An 18,378-nucleotide genomic window follows, 5' to 3' on the forward strand; every position below is an offset into this window, starting at 1 on the left:
GCAGATCTCAGGATCGCAGAGGCTATCATTGGACGCCATCGGCAGGACATCGCCTCCCCCCGGCAAGGGAGTTTTTTTGTTTGCGGGAGATTGCTGGAGAGGCGGTATTCGCTTCGAAGAAGTTCGTCGAGAGCAAGTCGACAGCCGTAAAGCACACTCACATTTCCGAACTACGGGGGATATCATGTGTACGATATGGCGCGCGCTGGTTGACAGCCCCAAGTGGCTTCCGGCAATATTTTATTGGGCATTAATCTATCTAAAATATACAGGAGAGGCATAAACATTTCGGAGCATAAATTGCGCAACATGAATTATGAAATGACTTTTTTTATTTGCCATATTGAAAATATTATTTGGAGAATTCGTAGGAATACTCCTAAAGACACGGTCGATGTCCTTTCTAAAATTAACGGAAGCGCCAAGCTGTCTCCTATAAGGTTTTACGCCCCTGGGCGGGCGAAGCGATGGGATATTGGCAACATGAAAATCCCGGTCTTCGAGAACGATGATTATCGCGCTGCGGCGGCACTCTCAATGATCGAAAAAACGCTTGAGAAGTCGATTTTTGATCGGCTGGCAAGTGAAGCTGATGTGCTTGCGCGCGAACGGGGTCTTATCTTCACAAAAGGTTTTGCGGCAGGAAATCCTGCTACCCCGAATATCGCGTGTACGGGGAATGTCGGGGCTGCACGATCTGCCCCTCATTGGCCGATGAATGCGATTAAGCAAAATGGCGAGATCGATTGCATTTTGTATATCAATCTCGACGCACCTAGCGGTCAGCTTGCCAGCTTTGAAGTAGCAATCCACGAGATCGGCCACGCGTTAGGGCTGGGAGATCACTTTAAAGATTTTGGCGATGGCAGAGCTGCCGCATATGCGTTCTGGCCCGTCTTGTCTCAGCTTTATCAGTTACCCATCGGATACAAGTATAGCTGACAGAGGTCACGAAAGTTTGGACAGGGTCTCCCGGCAGAAAAGTGAAAAGCCATCGGCACCAAGGCATTAATCCGTCTTTTTTATTCCCCGCACGCTCTTGTTTGCCTCCTGCCCTTCTCTTGCCGGAATTGTTCCCGCCTAATCGGTCCGTCGATTCGCTGGCCTTCGGCCGGCATCTGCCCCATTCTGGCATGGCCGCGTTGCGGCGTGGCACAGTTCCGGTTCCGGGGCTGCGGGCGGGGATCGTATGAGGCGCGGGGACAAGGAAGGGACGTTCCAGGTGGAGGCTTTTTATATCGTCCTGCTGGTCGGCACGGTCCTGGTGTTGGCGGCTGCCCTTTCGAGCCTCCTCGCCTTCCGCTTCGGTGCGCCCCTTCTCCTGATCTTCCTGTCGATCGGCCTGCTCGCCGGCGTCGATGGGCTCGGCATCCAGTTCGAGAACTTTTCCTTCACCTTCATGCTGGGTTCCCTGGCGCTGGCGATCGTGCTGTTCGATTCCGGCTTCATGACCCCCATCCACTCGTTCCGGATGGCCGCCGCGCCGGCGGTCACGCTCGCCTCGGCCGGCGTGCTGCTGACGGCCGGCATCTTCGCCTTCGCCGCGACGATCTTCCTCGATTTCAACTGGCTCGAAGGCCTGCTGCTCGGCTCGATCGTCGCCTCCACGGATGCGGCCGCCGTCTTCTTCCTTTTGCGCGTCAGCGGCATCAACATCCGCGACAAGGTGCGCTCGACGCTCGAGGTCGAGTCCGGCACCAACGACCCGATGGCGATCTTCCTGACCATCGCGCTTGCCGAGCTTCTCGCGACCGGACAGGGTTTTTCCGGCCTCGACCTGCATTTCCTGTTCCTGTTCGTCGAGGAAATGGGGCTCGGCGTCCTCTTCGGCCTGTTCGGCGGCATGATGATCGTCTGGGTGCTGAACCGCTTCACCTCCGACCGCGGCCTGGCGCCGATCTTCGTGCTGACGCTGGCGCTGCTGGTCTTTTCCTTCACCGGCGCCATGGGCGGCAGCGGCTTCCTGGCGGTCTATGTCGCCGGCATCTATTCCGGCAACCGCAAGATGTTCGCCAAGCCGCAGATCGTCCGTTTCAACGAGGGACTGACCTGGCTCGCCCAGATCATCATGTTCCTGGTGCTCGGCCTGCTCGCCACGCCGTCGCAATTCCCGGCCATCCTTCTGCCGGCGATCGGGCTCGCCCTCTTCCTTATCTTCGTCGCCCGGCCGATCGCCGTGTGGCTGAGCCTGCTGCCCTACGATTTCACCCAGCAGGAGACCAGCTTCCTCGCCTGGGTCGGCCTGCGCGGCGCCGTCTCCATCCTGCTTGCGATCATGCCGATCCTGAGCGGCGTCGAGAACGGCCAGCTGTTCTTCAACATCACCTTCATCATCGTGCTGGTCTCGCTCCTCGTCCAGGGCTGGACGATCAAGCCGGTCGCCCACAAGCTCGGCCTGATCATCCCGCCGCGCATCGGCGCCGTCGACAAGGTCGAGCTCGACCTGCCGGGTACCGCCCATCACGAGCTGATCTCCTACCGCGTCATGAAGGGCAGCCCCATCCTGCAGGGCGAGCGCATTCCCCGCTGGGCGATGCCATCGCTGGTCATCCGCGACGGCCGCAGCATGCGTTATCAATATGCCGGCCGGCTGAAGGAGAACGACCAGGTCTACCTGTTCATCTCGCCCGCCTATTCGAAACTGCTCGACCGCATCTTCGCAAGCCAGGTGCCGGTCGACGAGGACGACGCGGAATTTTTCGGCGCGTTTGCGATCTCGCCGACAAGGCCCGCCAAGGAGCTGGACGCGGCCTATGGCCCCGGCCTGCTCTCCGCCAACGAGCAGAACATGACAATCGGCGACCTGATCACGTCGCGTCTCGGCGGAAGGGCGGATTATGCCGACCGCATCCGCTTCGGCTCGATCATCCTGATCGTGCGCGAACTCGACGAGCACGAACACGTCCGCAGCATCGGCATTTCGCTGGAGCCGGTGGAGCCGGCGACCAACCTGCCGATCTTCATCAACATGCGCGAGATCGCCCACCGCATCCGCGACCTCATCCGCAAATATCGCGGCAAGCACGTGCCCGTGAAGCCGGGCGCGGTGCCGCCGGAAGGATCGGCATAGAGGAGCGAAAGCTCAGCCGGAGCGCCGGGTATCCCTGCCCGCGGTCCTTGTGCGGCTTGTCGGCAGGAGCCTGAATAAAACCCTCCACCTTCCGCATTCCCACGATAAAATGAGCGACCATTCCCCATAGGCGGCTCACGGAAAGGGGATGGTCGCAACCAATCGCCTTGCGTCGGCGGTCAGGCATAGTATGGTCCGCTGCACATTTCCCGAGTCAATGGATTGACATCATGCCGGCCTTCAAGACCCTCGACGACCTCACCGATATCGCAGCCAAGCGCGTGCTCGTGCGCGTCGATCTCAACGTTCCCGTCGCCGACGGCAAGGTGACGGATGCGACCCGCATCGAACGCGTCGCGCCGACCATTCTGGAACTGGCCAAGAAGGGTGCCAAGGTCATCCTGCTGGCCCATTTCGGCCGCCCGAAGGGCGAACCGGTCGCCGACATGTCGCTCTCGCTGATCGTCTCGGCAGTCAATGAAGTGCTGGGTCAAAAAATCCTCTTCGCCTCCGATTGCATCGGCCCGGAAGCCGAACAGGCGATCTCAGCCATGAAGAACGGCGATATCCTGCTTCTCGAAAACACCCGTTTCCACAAGGGCGAGGAAAAGAACGATCCGGCCTTCACCGAGGCGCTCGCCAAGAACGGCGACATCTTCGTCAACGACGCCTTCTCGGCCGCCCACCGCGCCCATGCCTCGACGGAAGGGCTGGCACACCACCTGCCCGCCTATGCCGGCCGCACCATGCAGGAAGAACTCGAAGCGCTCGAAAAGGGCCTCGGCAATCCGGCCCGCCCGGTCGTCGCCATCGTCGGCGGCGCCAAGGTATCGACCAAGATCGACCTCCTGCAGAACCTGGTCAAGAAGGTCGATGCGCTGGTGATCGGCGGCGGCATGGCCAATACCTTCATCGCCGCGCAGGGTATCGATGTCGGCAAGTCGCTCTGCGAGCACGACCTTGCCGACACCGCCCGGACGATCCTGGCGGAAGCGAAAGCCGCCAATTGCGCCATCGTGCTGCCGGTCGACGGCGTCGTCGCCCGCGAATTCAAGGCGGGAGCCGCCAACGAAGTGGTAGATATCGCCGCCATCCCGGCCGACGCGATGATGCTTGATGTCGGCCCGAAATCGGTCGCAGCCGTCAACGAGTGGATTTCCAAGGCCTCGACGCTCGTCTGGAACGGTCCGCTCGGCGCCTTCGAGATCGAACCCTTCGACAAGGCGACGGTCGCCGCCGCGCAACATGCCGCAGCCCAGACGAAAGCCGGCAAGCTCACCTCGGTGGCGGGCGGCGGCGATACGGTCGCGGCCCTCAACCATGCCGGTGCTGCCGACGACTTCTCCTATGTCTCGACTGCCGGTGGCGCGTTCCTGGAATGGATGGAAGGCAAGGAACTGCCGGGCGTCTCCGTGCTCGTCAAGGCGGCCTGACCTGGCCGGCCCGGGAAACAGGGAGCGCGCCATATAGGGCGGCGCGCTTCGGAGTTAACGGGTTTAAAATTTTTTAGATATTTTAAACGATTGAAAGCATTTCAATCGTTTCAATAACTTAAGGGTGCATTTCCCTTTAAAAAAACTTCTGTTATCCGCGAATGAAAGCTTAGGGAGACATGCGCGCGTTGCGCGCCAACTTAGGGACAGGAGTGTAGTATGGTGGACGCCAAGATGTTGAACAAGATGAGTTCCGCGCCCGGATTTATCGCGGCGCTGGACCAAAGCGGCGGTTCAACACCTGGAGCGCTGCGTCTTTACGGCGTGTCCGACACCGACTACCAGGGCGACGAAGAGATGTTCCGCCTGGTGCATGCCATGCGCGTCCGCATCATGAGCGCCCCCGCCTTCACGGGCGAAAAGGTTATCGGCGCCATCCTGTTCGAGCGGACCATGGACGGCGACGTCGATGGTGAGCCCGTTCCGTCCTACCTCTGGGAAAAGCGCGGCGTGGTGCCTTTCCTCAAAATCGACAAGGGCCTGAATGCCGAGGAAAACGGCGTTCAGACGATGAAGCCGATGCCCGATCTGGATGCTCTCCTGATCCGCGGTCGCGAAAAAGGGATTTTCGGGACCAAGATGCGGTCGGTGATCGCTCATGCTGACAAGGGCGGCATCGCCGCCGTCGTGGAGCAGCAGTTCCAGGTCGCCCGCCAGATCATCGGCCAGGGCCTCATGCCGATCATCGAGCCCGAAGTTTCCATCAAGAGCCCGACCAAGGAACAGGCCGAAGCGATCCTGCGCGACGAGATCGCCGAGCGGCTCGACAAGCTTCCGGCAGGCGAGAAGGTCATGCTGAAACTGACGATCCCGACGGTCGCCGATTTCTACGCTCCCCTGGTCGCTCACAAGTCGGTCATCCGCGTCGTCGCCCTTTCCGGCGGCTACAGCACCGCGGATGCCTGCGAAAAGCTCAGCCGCAACCATGGCATGATCGCCAGCTTCTCGCGCGCTCTGGCGGAAAACCTGCGCGTCTCGATGAGCGACGCCGATTTCAACGCGAGCATCGCTGCGACGATCGATCAGATCTACGCAGCAAGCGTCAACAAGTCCTGACCGGGCCCTCAGGGCCTGGGGCCGCCAAGGGCCGCTGGAAAAAGGATATCGAAAAGGCCGCTTGAGGAGCGCCTTTTCAAGGAGGAGGAAGAAGGCCGCCCCGGCAACGGAGCGGCCTTTCTGTTTTGTCGCGGCATCAAAATACATATGAACCGAACCGGCGAAACGGCGTTCCTTGCTGGAAGGGAGGTTGCCCATGACGGAAATGGAAACCAAGGTCCGCAGACTGTTCGATGAATACGGCCGGACCAGCAATGACGCCCTGAAGGACGCAGCGTCGGTAGACGTCGCCGGCATCGCCGCATTTTTCGCCGCCTATTTTGTCGGCTCGGCACCGCAAGGGGTATTGGGGGGAGCCAATGACGCAGCGTTCCGCGAAGTCATCCCGCAGGGTTTCGCCCGATATCGTGATGTCGGCGGCAAGCGGATGGACATTACCGGCGTGAAGATCACCTGCCTCAATGATCTTCATGCGCTTGCCGAAGTCGGCTGGGATTTTTCCTATGTCAACAAGGCGGGCGAAGCCGGCAATGTGCGCTTCACCAACTTCTATCTGGTGACGATCGCCGATGGCGCGCCCAGGATTTTCGCCTATATCACCGGCGACGAGGAAAAGGCGATGCGTGATCACGGCCTTATCTGAGCCGATGGCGCCGATCGCTTTCATTCCCGTGATGATCACGATCAAAAACATTGGCTGGTATTGACGGTCGGCGAGGCTTTAAATCCGGCATCGCTTCCGGAGAGTTTCGCCATGCCGACCGCCGATTTCGTCACCGTCGATGTGTTCACGACCGAGCGTTTCGCCGGCAATCCGCTCGCCGTCGTGCCGGATGCGCGCGGGCTCACCGACCGGCAGATGCAGCAGATCGCCACCGAGTTCAACTATGCCGAAAGCACCTTCGTTCTACCGCCGGAAAATCCGGAGAACAGCGCCCGGGTTCGCATCTTCACCCCGACGATGGAAATCCCCTTTGCCGGCCATCCCAATGTCGGCACCGCTTACGTGCTCGGCCAGCGCCCCGACCTGTTCGGCAAGCCGGTCACCGACCAGCTTCGTTTCGAAGAGATCGCCGGTCTGGTGGAGGTCGGGCTGCTGCGGGACGCGGCCGGCGTGATCGGCGCAACGATCCGCGCGCCGCGCCCGCTGGAGATCGGCGCCGAGATCGAGCCGAGCCTCATAGCCGGCTGCGTTTCGATCGATGCGGAACACATCCGCACCACCGCCCACAAACCGGTCTTCGCCTCCGTCGGCCTCGCCTTCGCGATCGCCGAACTCGATAGCCTCGACGCGCTTGCCGCCGCCCGGCCGAACATCACGATGTTCCATGAGGCTGCCGCAAGACACGCCGGCGCCGGGCTCGACTTCCCCGTCTTCCTTTATGTCCGCAGCCCGCAAACGCCTTGGAGCCTCCGCGCCCGCATGTTCGCGCCGCTCGACAATGTCATGGAAGATCCGGCCACCGGCAGCGCCTCCGCCGCCTTGTCCGCCTTCCTGGTCACGCAGGCGCCGGAGAAGGATGCCGGGGTGCATGTGACGATCGAACAGGGCGTCGAGATGGGCCGCCGCAGCATTATCGAGCTCGATGTCGTCAAGTCGGCCGGTACCGTCACCGATGTCACCATCAGCGGCCGCTGCGTGCCCGTCATGCGCGGCTCCATCGACGTCTAGTCTCGGCGTCAGAGTGTGGTGAATTCGCGCAGGATCAGCGCGACGCTCCAGACCGCGAAGGCGACAACGGCGAGCTTCCAGAAATCGCCTCGGCGCCTCATGCCCGGCAAATTGAGCGGCTTGATGATCTGTATCAGCATGGCGAGGACCAGAAGGACCGCGATTGTCTTTGTCATCTCCGCCTTGCCGATCTCGTCCGCCACAGGCTGGACATTTTTGCGCCCCACGACAGATAGATGTGGAGGGGATTCGAGGAATAGCTAATCCGCTTCGCTTTCGTTAACGCCCGGTTCATCCGCATGCAACAATGCTTGCCGGTGAAGCCGTGATTGATCGCATTCGCGCAGAGAGCTGACAGTAGCAAAGATGAGACGAAACCTCCTTCCAATCCTCGCCCTCCTCTGCGGTACGCTTCTGCTTTTCCTCGGCAATGGCTTGCAGAGCCTGCTTCTGCCGGTGCGGGGTGCGCAGGAGGGATATTCCAACGAAGTGCTCGGCCTGCTCGGCACGACCTGGGCATCCGGCTTCGTGATCGGCTGTTTCGTGGCGCCCAACGTGGTGCGCCGCATCGGCCACGTCCGCGCCTTTTCCGGCTTCCTGTCGCTGATCTGCCTCAACGTGCTTTTGACCGGACTGCTGGTCGACCAGAACACGTGGCTGGTGCTGCGCGCCATCACCGGCTTCTGCACCGCCGGCACCTCGATGATCATCGAAAGCTGGCTCAACGAGCGCGCCACCAGCGAAAGCCGCGGCACGATCTTCTCCTTCTATATCTCGATCACCCTTTTCGGCGTCGTCGGGGGCCAGCTCATGGTGCCGTTCGCGGATATCGCGACGCCGACGCTGTTCATGATCTGCGGCATCCTCTACAGCCTTGCGGCACTGCCGACCACGCTTTCCAAAGCCGCGTCGCCGCAACCGCTGAAGCGCGCCCGGCTCGATCTGCGCGCCCTCTTCCGCAACTCGCCGATCTCCTGCATCGGCATTCTCCTGATCGGCGTCGCCAACGGCGCCTATGGCACGCTCGGCGCCGTCTTCGGCACGCGTGCCGGCCTCGACCAGGGAGCGGTCGCGGCGATGGTCAGCATCACCATCTTCGCCGGCGCGATCATGCAGTTTCCGGCGGGCCGGCTGTCGGACCGGATGGACCGCCGCCACGTGCTCGCCGGCCTCTCGGCCGCGGCAGCGCTCGCGGGCCTGGCGATCGTGCTGGTCCGGCCATCCGGCACCTACGACATCGTCGTGCTGGTGGCGATCTACGGAGCCGCCGCCAACGCGCTCTATCCGATCGCGGTTGCCCATGCCAACGACTTTGCTGCCCCGGAGGACTTCGTGAAAGTCTCAGGCGGCCTGCTTCTTCTCTATGGCATCGGCACGATCATCGGCCCCACGCTCGGCGGTCCGGTGATGACCTGGGCCGGCCCGTATGCGCTGTTTGCGGTGACGGCCGGTGCCCACCTTCTGGTGACCGCCTACGCGATCATCCGCAGCCGCCAGCGGGCACCCATCCCAGTCGCCGAGCGCGAAGCCTACACGACCGCGCCGGCCTCGACCTCTCCGCTTGCCACGCCGGAAAGCCTGTCGCTCGACCCGCGCGCCAAGACCAGCGGCTCATTGCCGGAAGCCAATGCCAGGCCGGACATGAACGCCAGGCCAGAAATGAACGCAAGGAAGGAGGCATCATGAGCTTTCTCGACGACGACCGGCCGAAGAAGCCCACCACCCACGAACTCGGCTGCGACCTCTCCATGCTGTCGGTGGACGAGCTCGAATCGCGAATCGGCCTCCTGAGGCAGGAGATCGCCCGGATCGAGGCCGAGAAGGAGACAAAGGCGGCCGGCCGGCGCGCGGCGGACAATTTGTTCCGATCCTGAACGCCGGACCGCAGCGAAGAATGCTAAGTATTTCTGCTTACTTTTAAGACTATATTAATCATCATCTGAGAATATGGGGACGTTCAGGCTTCCTGGACTCAGACAGTTTCACCATTCGGCGAATGGTCTGATTTCTCCCTGTTTTACCTTGAGAGCCGCCTTTCCGCGGCTCTTCTTTTTTGGGACCTTGCCGGCCCGGTCCCATGTCTTGCCGCGCGCGTTGCAAGGCCAACGTTTTTCTGCCGGCTTTCCCAGAGCAACAAAGTCCTGTATTGGGGCGTGAAATGCGTCTCATTTCAGGAACATGGTGGCCGTTTACCACTTCTTGTGGGTATTAACCTTTCCTTAAGAAACGCCTTGCGGATTTCCATTATAAGTATCATCTTCAAGCCATCAGAACGGCATGGGAACTTTTATCCGCCGTTGTCATTGCCTGAATGTGATTGCGTTAAGCAGGATGATCTCGATGTCCGAACAGGGATTGAATACCGTAAGTTTTGCAGGCCGCGCCGCTGCGTCTTCGCAGTTCAAGGCTCTGTACTCCGAGGGCATGTCGCTGGTCGAGGAGACTGCGAGCTACCTCGACGGTACCGGCCGCGCCGCTTCCAAGGTTCTGCCGCGCATGGCATCCGTCCTTTACGCAGCCGAGTCCATGCGGCTCACCACCCGCCTCATGCAGATGGCCTCCTGGCTGCTTCTGCAGCGCGCCGTCAACAATGGCGAAATGAGCCGCGAACAGGTGATGTCGGAAAAGAGCAAGGTCCGCCTCGACGGCTTCAACGTCGACCGCAATGCTCCGGGCTGGCTCGATCTGCCGGAAGGTTTCCGCGACCTCGTCGAGCGTTCGCTGCGCCTCCAGAACCGCGTCGCCATTCTCGACCGCGAAATCTACCGCCCGGCCGACGCAGCCGTGCTGCCGGACAACGAAAACAGCGTCCGCGCCCAGCTCAGCCTGCTGCGCACCGCCTTCGGCAGCTGATAAGCCCTTTTTCGCCAGGATCAAAGCCGGTGCCCTCTGCGCCGGCTTTTTCATGCCTGCAAGAAACGCTCCGTATAGGCATCGACCTCGGCCCTGTTCGTCAGCCGGGCCTTCTCGCCTGAAAAGCTTTCATAAAGCTTCAGATGACCGTCGAACGAATTCCAATTGTTCTTTCGGGCTTTGTATTCAGACACCCATTTCAGCAGCCCGTCGAAGGACTCCTGGCTTTCACCGCCTTGGATGCCGCGCCGCATGATATTCGCCAGGCATTCCTCCTCGCTCAGATCAAGCCAGATCAACGTCGTCGTCCTCGGTAGTGCGATATCGACATAAAGGCCATAGACACCTTCGATCAGCCAGGCCTCTCCCGCCGTGATCGTCCGGACATCACCGTGCACGACAGCCCTGTCGCGTGCGATCCCGTAGCGGCCCGGTTCCCAGTGCACGTCGTCGAGGTGAACGAGCGGCAGGCCGAGCGGCTCTGGCAGCCGCCGCGCCAGCCAGGTCTTGCCGGAACCGCCATTGCCCATGATCACGATCCGCCGGAATGCTGCCGGAATATCGGACTGTCCTTTCAACGGCTCCCCCCGTCAAATACGAGAAACGAAAAAGCCCGGCTCGCGCCAGGCTCTTCCTATCTTGTCCGCCAAGAAGCGTATTAGAGGCCGAGGCCGCCGAAACGCTTGTTGAACTTGGAAACGCGGCCGCCGCGGTCCATGAGCTGCTGGTTGCCGCCCGTCCAAGCCGGATGGGACTTGGGGTCGATTTCCAGGTTCATGGTTGCGCCTTCCGAACCCCAGGTCGAGCGGGTTTCGTATTCGGTGCCGTCGGTCATGACCACCTTGATCACGTGGTATTGCGGATGGATGCCAGCCTTCATGTCGATATTCCTGCGCTGCGAGGTCCATTTGTCGCAATTGCGAGCGAGAGGCCTCTTTAATAAATGAAGCCGCAGACCGGTCTGGTCACGGCTTCCCAATTCGATGCGGAGCCTATACAGGAAGGTCGCCGGAAGTACAAGTACCCGCAAGGCCGAGAAATGAGCCTTTCGAGCCTATGGAGATGACGTGGCAGACGCCCGAGAAAACCAGCCGAGAGGCAGAGCCCTAAGACCGCTTGCAAGGCTCCTTCCCTATCTTGCCCGTTATCGTTCGATGGTCGCCGCGGCAATCGTTTTCCTCGTGCTCGCGGCCGCAACCACGCTTGCCCTGCCGCTCGCCGTGCGCCGCATGGTCGACCATGGCTTTGCCTCTTCCGACGGCCATTTCATCAACAACTACTTTGGCATGCTGCTGGCATTGGCAGCGCTGCTCGCCGTCGCCAGCGCCATGCGCTACTACTACGTCATCACCATCGGCGAACGGGTCGTGGCCGACCTCCGCCGCGAGGTGTTTTCGCATGTGACGTCGCTGTCGCCGTCCTTCTTCGACGTCAACCAGTCGGGCGAGATCGTCTCGCGGTTGACCGCCGACACGACCCAGATCAAGTCCGCTTTCGGCTCCGCCGCCTCGCAGGCGCTGCGCAACACCATCCTCTGTCTCGGCGCGATGGGCATGATGATCTATACGAGCCCGCGGCTTTCCGCGCTGGTGCTCGGCGCCATCCCGCTGATCGTGTTTCCGCTGGTCGGCTTCGGCCGCTCGGTCAGAAAACGTTCCCGCGCCGCCCAGGACACGCTCGCCCAGACCTCGGCCTTCGCGTCCGAGGTGATCGGCGCCACCCGCACCGTCCAGGCCTTCGGCGGCGAGAAAACCGCCAACGGCCGTTACGGCAGCACGGTCGAAAGCGCCTATGATGCCGCCCGCACCGCGATCAAGGCCCGTGCGCTGTTGACCGGGTTCGGCATTCTTCTCGTTTTCGGCAGCATCGTCGGCGTGCTCTGGTACGGCGCCCAGAGCGTGCTGGCCGGCACCATGACCGCCGGAACGCTTGGCCAGTTCGTGCTTTATTCGGTAATCGCCGCCAGCTCGCTCGGCCAGCTTTCGGAAGTCTGGGGCGAGCTTTCCGCAGCCGGCGGCGCCGCCGAGCGGCTGACCGAGCTCCTGCACGAGGTCCCGGCCATTCGCGATGCCGAAAATCCGGTCGCGCTCCCCTCCCCGTCGCGTGGCGAAGTCGAGTTCGAGACGGTCTCCTTCGCTTATCCCGCCCGCGTCAGCGCCATCACGCTCAATTCGCTGTCGCTCAAGGTGAAATCCGGTGAGACGGTAGCGATCGTCGGGCCGTCCGGCGCCGGCAAGAGCACGATCTTCTCGCTGCTGCTGCGCTTCTACGATCCCTCCGCCGGCACGGTGAAGCTCGACGGTATCGACTTGCGTCAGGCAAAGCTTGCCGACCTGCGCTCGCGCCTCGCCATCGTGCCCCAGGACGTGACCATTTTCGCCGCATCGATCCACGACAACATCGCTTTTGGCGCACCGGATGCAAGCCGCGAGGCGGTCCGTGCCGCGGCGATGGCCGCCCAGGCCGACGAGTTCATCTCCAAGCTCGACAACGGCTATGACACCTTGGCCGGCGAACGCGGCATCACCCTTTCCGGCGGCCAGCGCCAGCGCATCGCGATTGCCCGCGCCATATTGAAGGACGCCCCCGTCCTGCTGCTCGACGAGGCGACCTCGGCTCTCGATGCCGAAAGCGAAACGCTGGTCCAGAAGGCGCTCGACGGACTGATGCAGAACCGCACCACGCTGGTCATCGCCCACCGGCTGGCGACGGTGCTGAAGGCCGATCGCATCCTGGTTCTGGAAAATGGGCGGATCGTCGAGGAAGGCACGCATCAGAGCCTGATCGCCGAGGGAGGGCTCTACGCCAAGCTCGCCCGCCTGCAGTTCCACGACATCGAACGGCAGAGCGCCGCCGCGCTCTGATCCTTCACGCCAACGTGTTTCGCCCGGTCCAGGCTGGACGTGAACCGGGCGGGCAGAGTGCCTACCTATCGCAGAACCGCCAGTATCGCGTATACTATTGCCGCCAGAAGCTCGAGGTCCATGAATTTCAGTCAACTGCCGCCCAGCCTGTCCCTCGATGATTGCCTGGACAAGATACAGTCCCGGACCTTCCGCTTCTTCTGGGACGGTGCCCATCCCGAATCGGGGCTGCCGTTCGACAAATGCTTTGTCTCCGGCGCGCCCTCCCCGAATATGGTTTCGATCAGCGGCGTCGGCTTCGGGGTGCTTGCCATCATCGTCGCCTCCGAACGCCAGTGGATCACGCGGTCGCAGGCGCTCGCACGCATATCGACCATCATCGATCGCCTGAGGCATTCGCCGACCTTCCACGGTGCCTTCGCGCATTTCATCGACGGCTCCACGAGCGACGTCATCCGCTTTTCAGGACGTGACGACGGCGGCGACCTCGTCGAAACGACGCTGCTGATGCAAGGGCTGATCTGCGCACGGGAATATTTCGCCGGAGAGACCACCCGGGAAGAGAAATTGCGGGCGGATGTCACGCGATTGTTCGACGAGGTGGAGTGGGACTGGTTCACCCGCGGCAAGGACGACGCTCTCTACTGGCACTGGAGCCCGAATTACGACTGGGCGATGAACCTGCCGATCCGCGGCTGGAACGAGGCCTTGTCCTGTTATGTCCTGGCGGCAGGCTCGGACACCCATCCGATCAGGCCGGAAAGCTACCATGCGGGCTGGGCACGCTCGGGCGCCATGCTGAACGGCGAGACCTATCTCGGAACGAAGCTTCCGCTGGGCGAGCCCTATGGCGGGCCGCTGTTCATCTCGCATTATTCCTTCTGCGCGCTGGATCCGCGGGGCCTGAGCGACCGCTATTGCAGCAACTACCGCGACCAGGCCGTGGCGCATACGCGCATCAACCACGACTATTGTTTGACCGTGCCCGACTATGCCGGTGCCGGGGTCTGGGGCCTCAGCGCATCCGACGGGCCGCAGGGTTACGGCGCCCATTCGCCGACATTCGATCGCGGCGTCATCGCCCCGACCGCGGCCCTCTCGAGCCTCCCCTTCCTGCCTGCCGAGGCGGAAAGCGCCATGCGCGCATTGCTTCACTACGGCGACGGCAAGCTGCTCGGCGCATTCGGCTTTGTCGATTCGTTCGCCCCGAAGACGGGCTGGGTGGCCGGCACCTATCTCGCGATCGATCAGGGCCCGATCATCGCGATGATCGAGAACTATCGATCCGGTCTGCTGTGGCGCCTGTTCATGAACGCGCCGGAGGTTCGCCGTGGTCTCAGCCGTTTGGGGTTCACGTCGGCCGGCCATTCCATAACGCCTGAAATGCCTATTTCAGTCGCTTGAACGTCCATTTCACCACGTAGTCGCCGTTGCGCTTCATCTTGGTCTTGGTCCGCACCTCGACCGGCCCGCCAAGCTTTGCCTCGGCATCTTCGAAGGCCTGGCGCGCCTCGGCGATGGCCTTGTGATAGGCGCTGTTGTCGCGTCTAGGGCTTTCGGCGACCGCCTTTATAACGGCGTCCATGTCCGGCTTGTCTTCGGCCATTCCGTGGGTTCTTCCTCGTCGCTTGCGATGCGACGGCCTTTAGCGATATGAAAATAGCCGGATTTACCGCTCGGTGAGCTTCAGCTCGATGCGGCGGTTCTGGGAGCGGGCCTCGGGCGTATCGCCCGGCGCGATCGGCTGGAACTCGCCGAAACCGGCCGCGACCAGCCGGTTGGCCGGCACGCCCTTGGAGATCAGGTATTTGACCACCGACGTGGCGCGGGCCGAGGAAAGCTCCCAGTTGTCCCGGTAGCGGCCGGTGCCGGAAAGCGGCGAATTGTCGGTATGGCCGTCGACGCGCAGCACCCAGTTGATCTCGGCCGGGATTTCCTTGGCAAGGTCGAGAAGCGCGGCTGCGAGCTTGTCCATCTCCACCCGGCCGGCCGGGTCGAGTTCGTTGCCGCCGACGGGGAAGAGTACCTCCGACTGGAACACGAAACGGTCGCCGACGATGCGGATGTTCTCCCGGTCCGACAGGATCTCCCTGAGCCGGCCGAAGAAGTCCGAGCGGTAGCGGTTGAGCTCCTGGACGCGCTGCGCCAGCGCGACGTTGAGGCGCCGGCCGAGATCGGAGATCTGCGCCTGCGAAGAGGCGTCCTTGGCTTCCGAGGCCTGCAGAGCCTGTTCGACGGCGGCGATCTGGGCACGGAGGGCGGCGATCTGCTGGTTGAGCAGCTCGACCTGGCTTGCGGCGCGCGCGCTCAGCTGCTGTTCCTGGTTGAGCTGGTTGGTGAGGTCGCCGATGCGGGCACTGGCGGCGCTGCTATTGCCGGTTCCCTGGTTCAGGAGCTGCTGCAGGCGCGAGCGGTCGGCTTCGGCGGTGGCGAGCGACGACTGCAGGTTGGCCAGCTGATCCTCGGCATCCTGGTTGTTGCTCTTTTCGAGCGCCAGAAGCTGGGTGAGTTCGGCGATCTGGCCATTCAGCCGGTTGAGCACCTCGTCGCGGCCGGTGATTTCGCGGCTGAGCAGGAACTGCGCCAGCACGAAGACCGTAAGCAGGAACATGATGGCGAGCAGCAGCGTGGAAAGCGCATCCACGAAACCCGGCCAATAGTCGACCCCCCGCTCGCGACGGCGGTTCTTGCCGAGCGCCATCGCTTACTTCCCCCCGATCTTGTCGGAAAGCCGGTCGAGCGTGCGGCGAAGCGCCTTTGATTCTTCCTGTTGCGCCTCGATCCAGTCGCGCAGCATCTGCTGTTCGTTGCGCATGTTCTTCACCAGGCCCTGAATGCCCTCGGCGAGATTGGCCATGGCCGACAGCGACCGTTCGTTCTGCTGGGCATCGACCGGTCCCTTGGTCTGGGCGGAAGCCAGAGCGCGCAGCTGTTCGGTCAGCGCCCTGATATCGTCGGAGGAGCCGCTCGCGATGGTTTCGGCGACGACCGGCGGCATGTCCGATCCGAGATCGGTCACCGAGGACAGCCAGTTTTCCAGTTCCGTATAGAAGCGGTTCTGGGCACGGCCGGCCTGCAGGTCGAGAAAGCCCAATATCAGCGAGCCGGAAAGGCCGAGCAGCGACGACGAGAACGCTGTGCCCATGCCGGAGAGCGGCTGGGCAAGACCGCTCTTGATGGCCGCGAGCACATCGTTGGAACTGCCGGAATTCGGATCGAGCGCCCCGATGACGTTGCTGATCGAGCCGATCGTTTCAATGAGGCCCCAGAACGTGCCCAGCAGGCCGAGGAAGACGAGCAGGCCGATCAGGTACCGCGACGTGTCGCGTGATTCGTCGAGGCGCGTACCGATCGAATCGAGGATCGAGCGGAAGGCGTTGGTCGACAACGCCATCTTGCGGCGGCCGCCGATCAGCGTGCGCATCGGCGCGAGCAGGCGCGGCTCGCGGCCGACTTTATCGGCGCTGCCGGCGGCGCGGAAGGAGTTGAACCAGCGCACTTCCGGCATCAGCGCGATCACCTGGTTGAAGACCAGGAGGACGCCGATCAGGAGAACGCCGAGAATGAGGCTGTTCAGACCCGGATTGGTCTGGAAGGCGTGGGCGGCCTGGCGGTAGAGGATGGAAGCGACGAAACCGACGATGATCAGGAAGATCAGCATCGTCCATAAAAACGAAGCCGGATTGGAGAGTTTGTAGGCATAGCCGCCGCGGCCCGTTTCAGACGCGTCCAAATCGTCCACTGTCGCATTCGCCATAATATGCTTCGCCTCCGGTAGTCTGCGCGCCGGAGGCTAGTTGAAAATTGCGACGAATTGAAGTGCGGAAGCTTCGGAAAACAGTCAGCTATCGAGTACGGAAGATCTAAGCCGCCCGGTGGCGCAAAAATACCTCAGCGGGCCGGTCGACGGGTTGTTCAACGGGTCGGAATGGGCCGGTTGGCGACTTCGACCAGCGCCTTCTGGATAAGCTCGTTGCCTGCGACGAGATTGGCGCTGCCGAAGATGTCGGTCGTGCCCTTCATGTCCGAAACGAAGCCGCCTGCCTCGCGGATCAGGATCAGGCCGGCGGCCATGTCCCACGGCATAAGGTCGGTTTCCCAGAAACCGTCGAGACGGCCGGCGGCCACATAGGCAAGGTCGAGAGCGGCGGCGCCGAAACTGCGCATGCCGGCCACTTCGCCCATCACATGGCGCAGTTCGACCAGGAACTTGCCGTGGTTGCCGCGGCCAAGATGCGGCAGGCCGCAGCCGATAACGCAATCCGACAGCACGCGGCGCGCGGCGACCCGGATGCGGCGGTCGTTCATGAAGGCGCCGCCGCCTTTTTCGGCGGTGAACAGCTCGTCCGTCGCCGGGTTGAACACCACGCCGGCAACGACTTCGCCATTGCGCTCGAGCGCGATCGACACCGCGAACTGCGGAATGCCGTGCAGGAAGTTGGTGGTGCCGTCGAGCGGATCGACGATCCAGCGATGCGCGCCGTCGGTACCCTTCAGTTCATCGCTCTCCTCGCCGAGGAAACCGTAGGTCGGACGCGCCTTCATCAGCTCGTCGCGGACGATCTTCTCCGCCTTCATATCCGCCTGGGACACGAAATCGCCCGGGCCCTTCACCGAAACCTGCAGGTTCTGCACCTCGCCGAAATCTCGCGAAAGCGACTTGCCTGCCTTGAGGGCAGCCTGAACCATGACATTGAGAAGGGCGGAGCGGGCCATGCGGGAAATCCTTGGGGTTGTCCCGACTTATCGTCTGGACGGGACGGCGTTTTATGAGCGATTTTTTGATTGGCGGCTTCAAGACCATAAAACAGCGCGAAATTCAAGCCGTCCGCCGGAATGCGGGCATTGCCGCCGCCGGCCGCTTCTGTAAAATTGGTGCTCTTGCTTCCATATCGACGCGGGGGAATGCAAAATGAAGACCGCGCTGCCGCTGACTTTGAGCCTCGCGCTGCTTGCCACCATGGCCACGGCATCCATTGCCGTGTGGTCCACGATAATGCCGGGCGCCGACTTGGCCGTGCATTTCGGCTTCGACGGCACGCTGAACCGTTATGCACCGGCACCCTTTGCGCTGTCGATCGTTCCAGCAGTCGCACTCGTCTCGACCATCATCTTCGCGCTTGGCCCGCGCTTCGACCGCAGGACTTCCGATAAGCCGGTCCTCTATGCAGTGCTCTGGCTCTTCGTGATCGTCGTGCTGGCGGCAGGCCACGCCTTGATCGTCGGGCACGCATTGTCGGCGAACTGAGTGGACCGGCCTCCCCGGTGAAGTGGAAGGGAGTTTGCCGCGCCGTCTCCCGCGCTTCGCTTTGGCTCAGCGCGTTCGGCGCTCAAAACGCTCCACTGGAGCGTTTTGACGGCAAGCCGTCG

Annotated in this window: 20 protein-coding genes; 13 read left to right on the plus strand and 7 right to left on the minus strand. The window is 62.1% G+C overall.

Annotation, left to right across the window (positions count from 1 at the left end; all coding sequences use genetic code 11):
• Positions 1-300 precede the first annotated feature (300 nt).
• From J2X76_RS10525 to J2X76_RS10550, 6 genes are all read left to right on the plus strand, one after another.
• Positions 301-942 carry a hypothetical protein gene (locus J2X76_RS10525; RefSeq protein WP_310215721.1) on the plus strand — a complete coding sequence of 214 codons (642 nt, stop codon included), beginning with the start codon at positions 301-303 and terminating at the stop codon, positions 940-942.
• 247 nt (positions 943-1,189) lie between these two features.
• Positions 1,190-3,070, plus strand: a complete 1,881-nt coding sequence (locus J2X76_RS10530) for a potassium/proton antiporter (RefSeq protein ID WP_310215723.1) — start codon at positions 1,190-1,192, stop codon at positions 3,068-3,070.
• 230 nt (positions 3,071-3,300) lie between these two features.
• Positions 3,301-4,503, plus strand: coding sequence for a phosphoglycerate kinase (locus J2X76_RS10535; protein ID WP_310215724.1), 1,203 nt, complete (start codon positions 3,301-3,303; stop codon positions 4,501-4,503).
• A gap of 219 nt (positions 4,504-4,722) precedes the next feature.
• Positions 4,723-5,619 carry a fructose bisphosphate aldolase gene (locus tag J2X76_RS10540; protein WP_310215726.1) on the plus strand — a complete coding sequence of 299 codons (897 nt, stop codon included), beginning with the start codon at positions 4,723-4,725 and terminating at the stop codon, positions 5,617-5,619.
• A gap of 196 nt (positions 5,620-5,815) precedes the next feature.
• A complete protein-coding gene (locus tag J2X76_RS10545) occupies positions 5,816-6,262 on the plus strand; it encodes a hypothetical protein (RefSeq protein WP_310215728.1) in 447 nt (148 codons plus the stop codon).
• 111 nt (positions 6,263-6,373) lie between these two features.
• Positions 6,374-7,291 (plus strand): PhzF family phenazine biosynthesis protein, encoded by a 918-nt coding sequence (locus tag J2X76_RS10550; RefSeq protein WP_310215730.1) that lies wholly within the window; start codon positions 6,374-6,376, stop codon positions 7,289-7,291.
• 8 nt (positions 7,292-7,299) lie between these two features.
• Here the strand turns inward: J2X76_RS10550 and J2X76_RS10555 are convergent, their stop codons facing one another.
• Positions 7,300-7,467 (minus strand): hypothetical protein, encoded by a 168-nt coding sequence (locus tag J2X76_RS10555; RefSeq protein ID WP_310215732.1) that lies wholly within the window; start codon positions 7,465-7,467, stop codon positions 7,300-7,302.
• A 190-nt stretch (positions 7,468-7,657) separates the two neighbouring features.
• Between J2X76_RS10555 and J2X76_RS10560 the strand changes: the two genes are divergently transcribed.
• From J2X76_RS10560 to J2X76_RS10570, 3 genes are all read left to right on the plus strand, one after another.
• Complete coding sequence (locus J2X76_RS10560; RefSeq protein WP_113126415.1) at positions 7,658-8,977, plus strand: MFS transporter; 1,320 nt, start codon at positions 7,658-7,660, stop codon at positions 8,975-8,977.
• On the plus strand, positions 8,974-9,165 hold the full coding sequence (locus J2X76_RS10565) for a DUF1192 domain-containing protein (protein ID WP_113126414.1): 192 nt from the start codon (positions 8,974-8,976) through the stop codon (positions 9,163-9,165). Before J2X76_RS10560 ends, J2X76_RS10565 begins: the two co-directional genes overlap by 4 nt.
• A gap of 466 nt (positions 9,166-9,631) precedes the next feature.
• On the plus strand, positions 9,632-10,144 hold the full coding sequence (locus J2X76_RS10570) for a DUF1465 family protein (protein ID WP_113286867.1): 513 nt from the start codon (positions 9,632-9,634) through the stop codon (positions 10,142-10,144).
• 50 nt (positions 10,145-10,194) lie between these two features.
• Here the strand turns inward: J2X76_RS10570 and J2X76_RS10575 are convergent, their stop codons facing one another.
• Both J2X76_RS10575 and rpmE read right to left on the minus strand, forming a co-directional pair.
• Positions 10,195-10,674, minus strand: a complete 480-nt coding sequence (locus J2X76_RS10575) for an AAA family ATPase (RefSeq protein WP_310216538.1) — start codon at positions 10,672-10,674, stop codon at positions 10,195-10,197.
• Positions 10,675-10,802: 128 nt separating this feature from the next.
• Positions 10,803-11,024, minus strand: a complete 222-nt coding sequence (rpmE, locus tag J2X76_RS10580; RefSeq protein ID WP_113126412.1) for a 50S ribosomal protein L31 — start codon at positions 11,022-11,024, stop codon at positions 10,803-10,805.
• Positions 11,025-11,211: 187 nt separating this feature from the next.
• Between rpmE and J2X76_RS10585 the strand changes: the two genes are divergently transcribed.
• Positions 11,212-13,008 (plus strand): ABC transporter transmembrane domain-containing protein, encoded by a 1,797-nt coding sequence (locus J2X76_RS10585; RefSeq protein WP_310215739.1) that lies wholly within the window; start codon positions 11,212-11,214, stop codon positions 13,006-13,008.
• 120 nt (positions 13,009-13,128) lie between these two features.
• A complete protein-coding gene (locus tag J2X76_RS10590) occupies positions 13,129-14,412 on the plus strand; it encodes a glucoamylase family protein (protein ID WP_310215741.1) in 1,284 nt (427 codons plus the stop codon).
• Here the strand turns inward: J2X76_RS10590 and J2X76_RS10595 are convergent.
• From J2X76_RS10595 to J2X76_RS10610, 4 genes are all read right to left on the minus strand, one after another.
• Entirely contained in the window at positions 14,396-14,614 is a 219-nt protein-coding gene (locus tag J2X76_RS10595; protein ID WP_113126409.1) for a hypothetical protein, read from the minus strand. The genes J2X76_RS10590 and J2X76_RS10595 overlap by 17 nt on opposite strands.
• 63 nt (positions 14,615-14,677) lie before the next feature.
• A complete protein-coding gene (locus J2X76_RS10600; RefSeq protein WP_113286634.1) occupies positions 14,678-15,709 on the minus strand; it encodes a peptidoglycan -binding protein in 1,032 nt (343 codons plus the stop codon).
• Positions 15,710-15,712: 3 nt separating this feature from the next.
• Entirely contained in the window at positions 15,713-16,765 is a 1,053-nt protein-coding gene (locus J2X76_RS10605) for a flagellar motor protein MotA (RefSeq protein WP_113126407.1), read from the minus strand.
• 158 nt (positions 16,766-16,923) lie between these two features.
• Complete coding sequence (locus tag J2X76_RS10610; protein WP_113126406.1) at positions 16,924-17,724, minus strand: inositol monophosphatase family protein; 801 nt, start codon at positions 17,722-17,724, stop codon at positions 16,924-16,926.
• Between the two features lie 53 nt (positions 17,725-17,777).
• Here J2X76_RS10610 and J2X76_RS10615 point away from each other — a divergent pair, with 53 nt between their 5' ends.
• Together J2X76_RS10615 and J2X76_RS10620 are read left to right on the plus strand one after the other, a co-directional pair.
• The gene (locus tag J2X76_RS10615) at positions 17,778-17,924 is read left to right on the plus strand and encodes a hypothetical protein (RefSeq protein WP_310215747.1); all 147 of its coding nucleotides are present in this window, start codon (positions 17,778-17,780) and stop codon (positions 17,922-17,924) included.
• Positions 17,921-18,256, plus strand: coding sequence for a hypothetical protein (locus J2X76_RS10620; protein WP_310215750.1), 336 nt, complete (start codon positions 17,921-17,923; stop codon positions 18,254-18,256). Before J2X76_RS10615 ends, J2X76_RS10620 begins: the two co-directional genes overlap by 4 nt.
• The last annotated feature ends 122 nt before the right edge of the window (positions 18,257-18,378 follow it).

Source organism: Neorhizobium sp. 2083, assembly GCF_031455615.1.
Classification (GTDB): domain Bacteria; phylum Pseudomonadota; class Alphaproteobacteria; order Rhizobiales; family Rhizobiaceae; genus Neorhizobium.

Excerpts from the sequence above, each read along its gene's own strand:
- J2X76_RS10615 (WP_310215747.1), top strand. The coding sequence starts at position 17,778 with ATGAGCGATTTTTTGATTGGCGGCTTCAAGACCATAAAACAGCGCGAA.
- rpmE (WP_113126412.1), bottom strand. The coding sequence starts at position 11,024 with ATGAAGGCTGGCATCCATCCGCAATACCACGTGATCAAGGTGGTCATG.
- J2X76_RS10565 (WP_113126414.1), top strand. The coding sequence starts at position 8,974 with ATGAGCTTTCTCGACGACGACCGGCCGAAGAAGCCCACCACCCACGAA.
- J2X76_RS10570 (WP_113286867.1), top strand. The coding sequence starts at position 9,632 with ATGTCCGAACAGGGATTGAATACCGTAAGTTTTGCAGGCCGCGCCGCT.
- J2X76_RS10530 (WP_310215723.1), top strand. The coding sequence starts at position 1,190 with ATGAGGCGCGGGGACAAGGAAGGGACGTTCCAGGTGGAGGCTTTTTAT.
- J2X76_RS10535 (WP_310215724.1), top strand. The coding sequence starts at position 3,301 with ATGCCGGCCTTCAAGACCCTCGACGACCTCACCGATATCGCAGCCAAG.
- J2X76_RS10545 (WP_310215728.1), top strand. The coding sequence starts at position 5,816 with ATGACGGAAATGGAAACCAAGGTCCGCAGACTGTTCGATGAATACGGC.
- J2X76_RS10610 (WP_113126406.1), bottom strand. The coding sequence starts at position 17,724 with ATGGCCCGCTCCGCCCTTCTCAATGTCATGGTTCAGGCTGCCCTCAAG.
- J2X76_RS10620 (WP_310215750.1), top strand. The coding sequence starts at position 17,921 with ATGAAGACCGCGCTGCCGCTGACTTTGAGCCTCGCGCTGCTTGCCACC.
- J2X76_RS10605 (WP_113126407.1), bottom strand. The coding sequence starts at position 16,765 with ATGGCGAATGCGACAGTGGACGATTTGGACGCGTCTGAAACGGGCCGC.
- J2X76_RS10540 (WP_310215726.1), top strand. The coding sequence starts at position 4,723 with ATGGTGGACGCCAAGATGTTGAACAAGATGAGTTCCGCGCCCGGATTT.
- J2X76_RS10560 (WP_113126415.1), top strand. The coding sequence starts at position 7,658 with ATGAGACGAAACCTCCTTCCAATCCTCGCCCTCCTCTGCGGTACGCTT.
- J2X76_RS10590 (WP_310215741.1), top strand. The coding sequence starts at position 13,129 with ATGAATTTCAGTCAACTGCCGCCCAGCCTGTCCCTCGATGATTGCCTG.
- J2X76_RS10595 (WP_113126409.1), bottom strand. The coding sequence starts at position 14,614 with ATGGCCGAAGACAAGCCGGACATGGACGCCGTTATAAAGGCGGTCGCC.
- J2X76_RS10575 (WP_310216538.1), bottom strand. The coding sequence starts at position 10,674 with ATGGGCAATGGCGGTTCCGGCAAGACCTGGCTGGCGCGGCGGCTGCCA.
- J2X76_RS10550 (WP_310215730.1), top strand. The coding sequence starts at position 6,374 with ATGCCGACCGCCGATTTCGTCACCGTCGATGTGTTCACGACCGAGCGT.
- J2X76_RS10600 (WP_113286634.1), bottom strand. The coding sequence starts at position 15,709 with ATGGCGCTCGGCAAGAACCGCCGTCGCGAGCGGGGGGTCGACTATTGG.
- J2X76_RS10555 (WP_310215732.1), bottom strand. The coding sequence starts at position 7,467 with ATGACAAAGACAATCGCGGTCCTTCTGGTCCTCGCCATGCTGATACAG.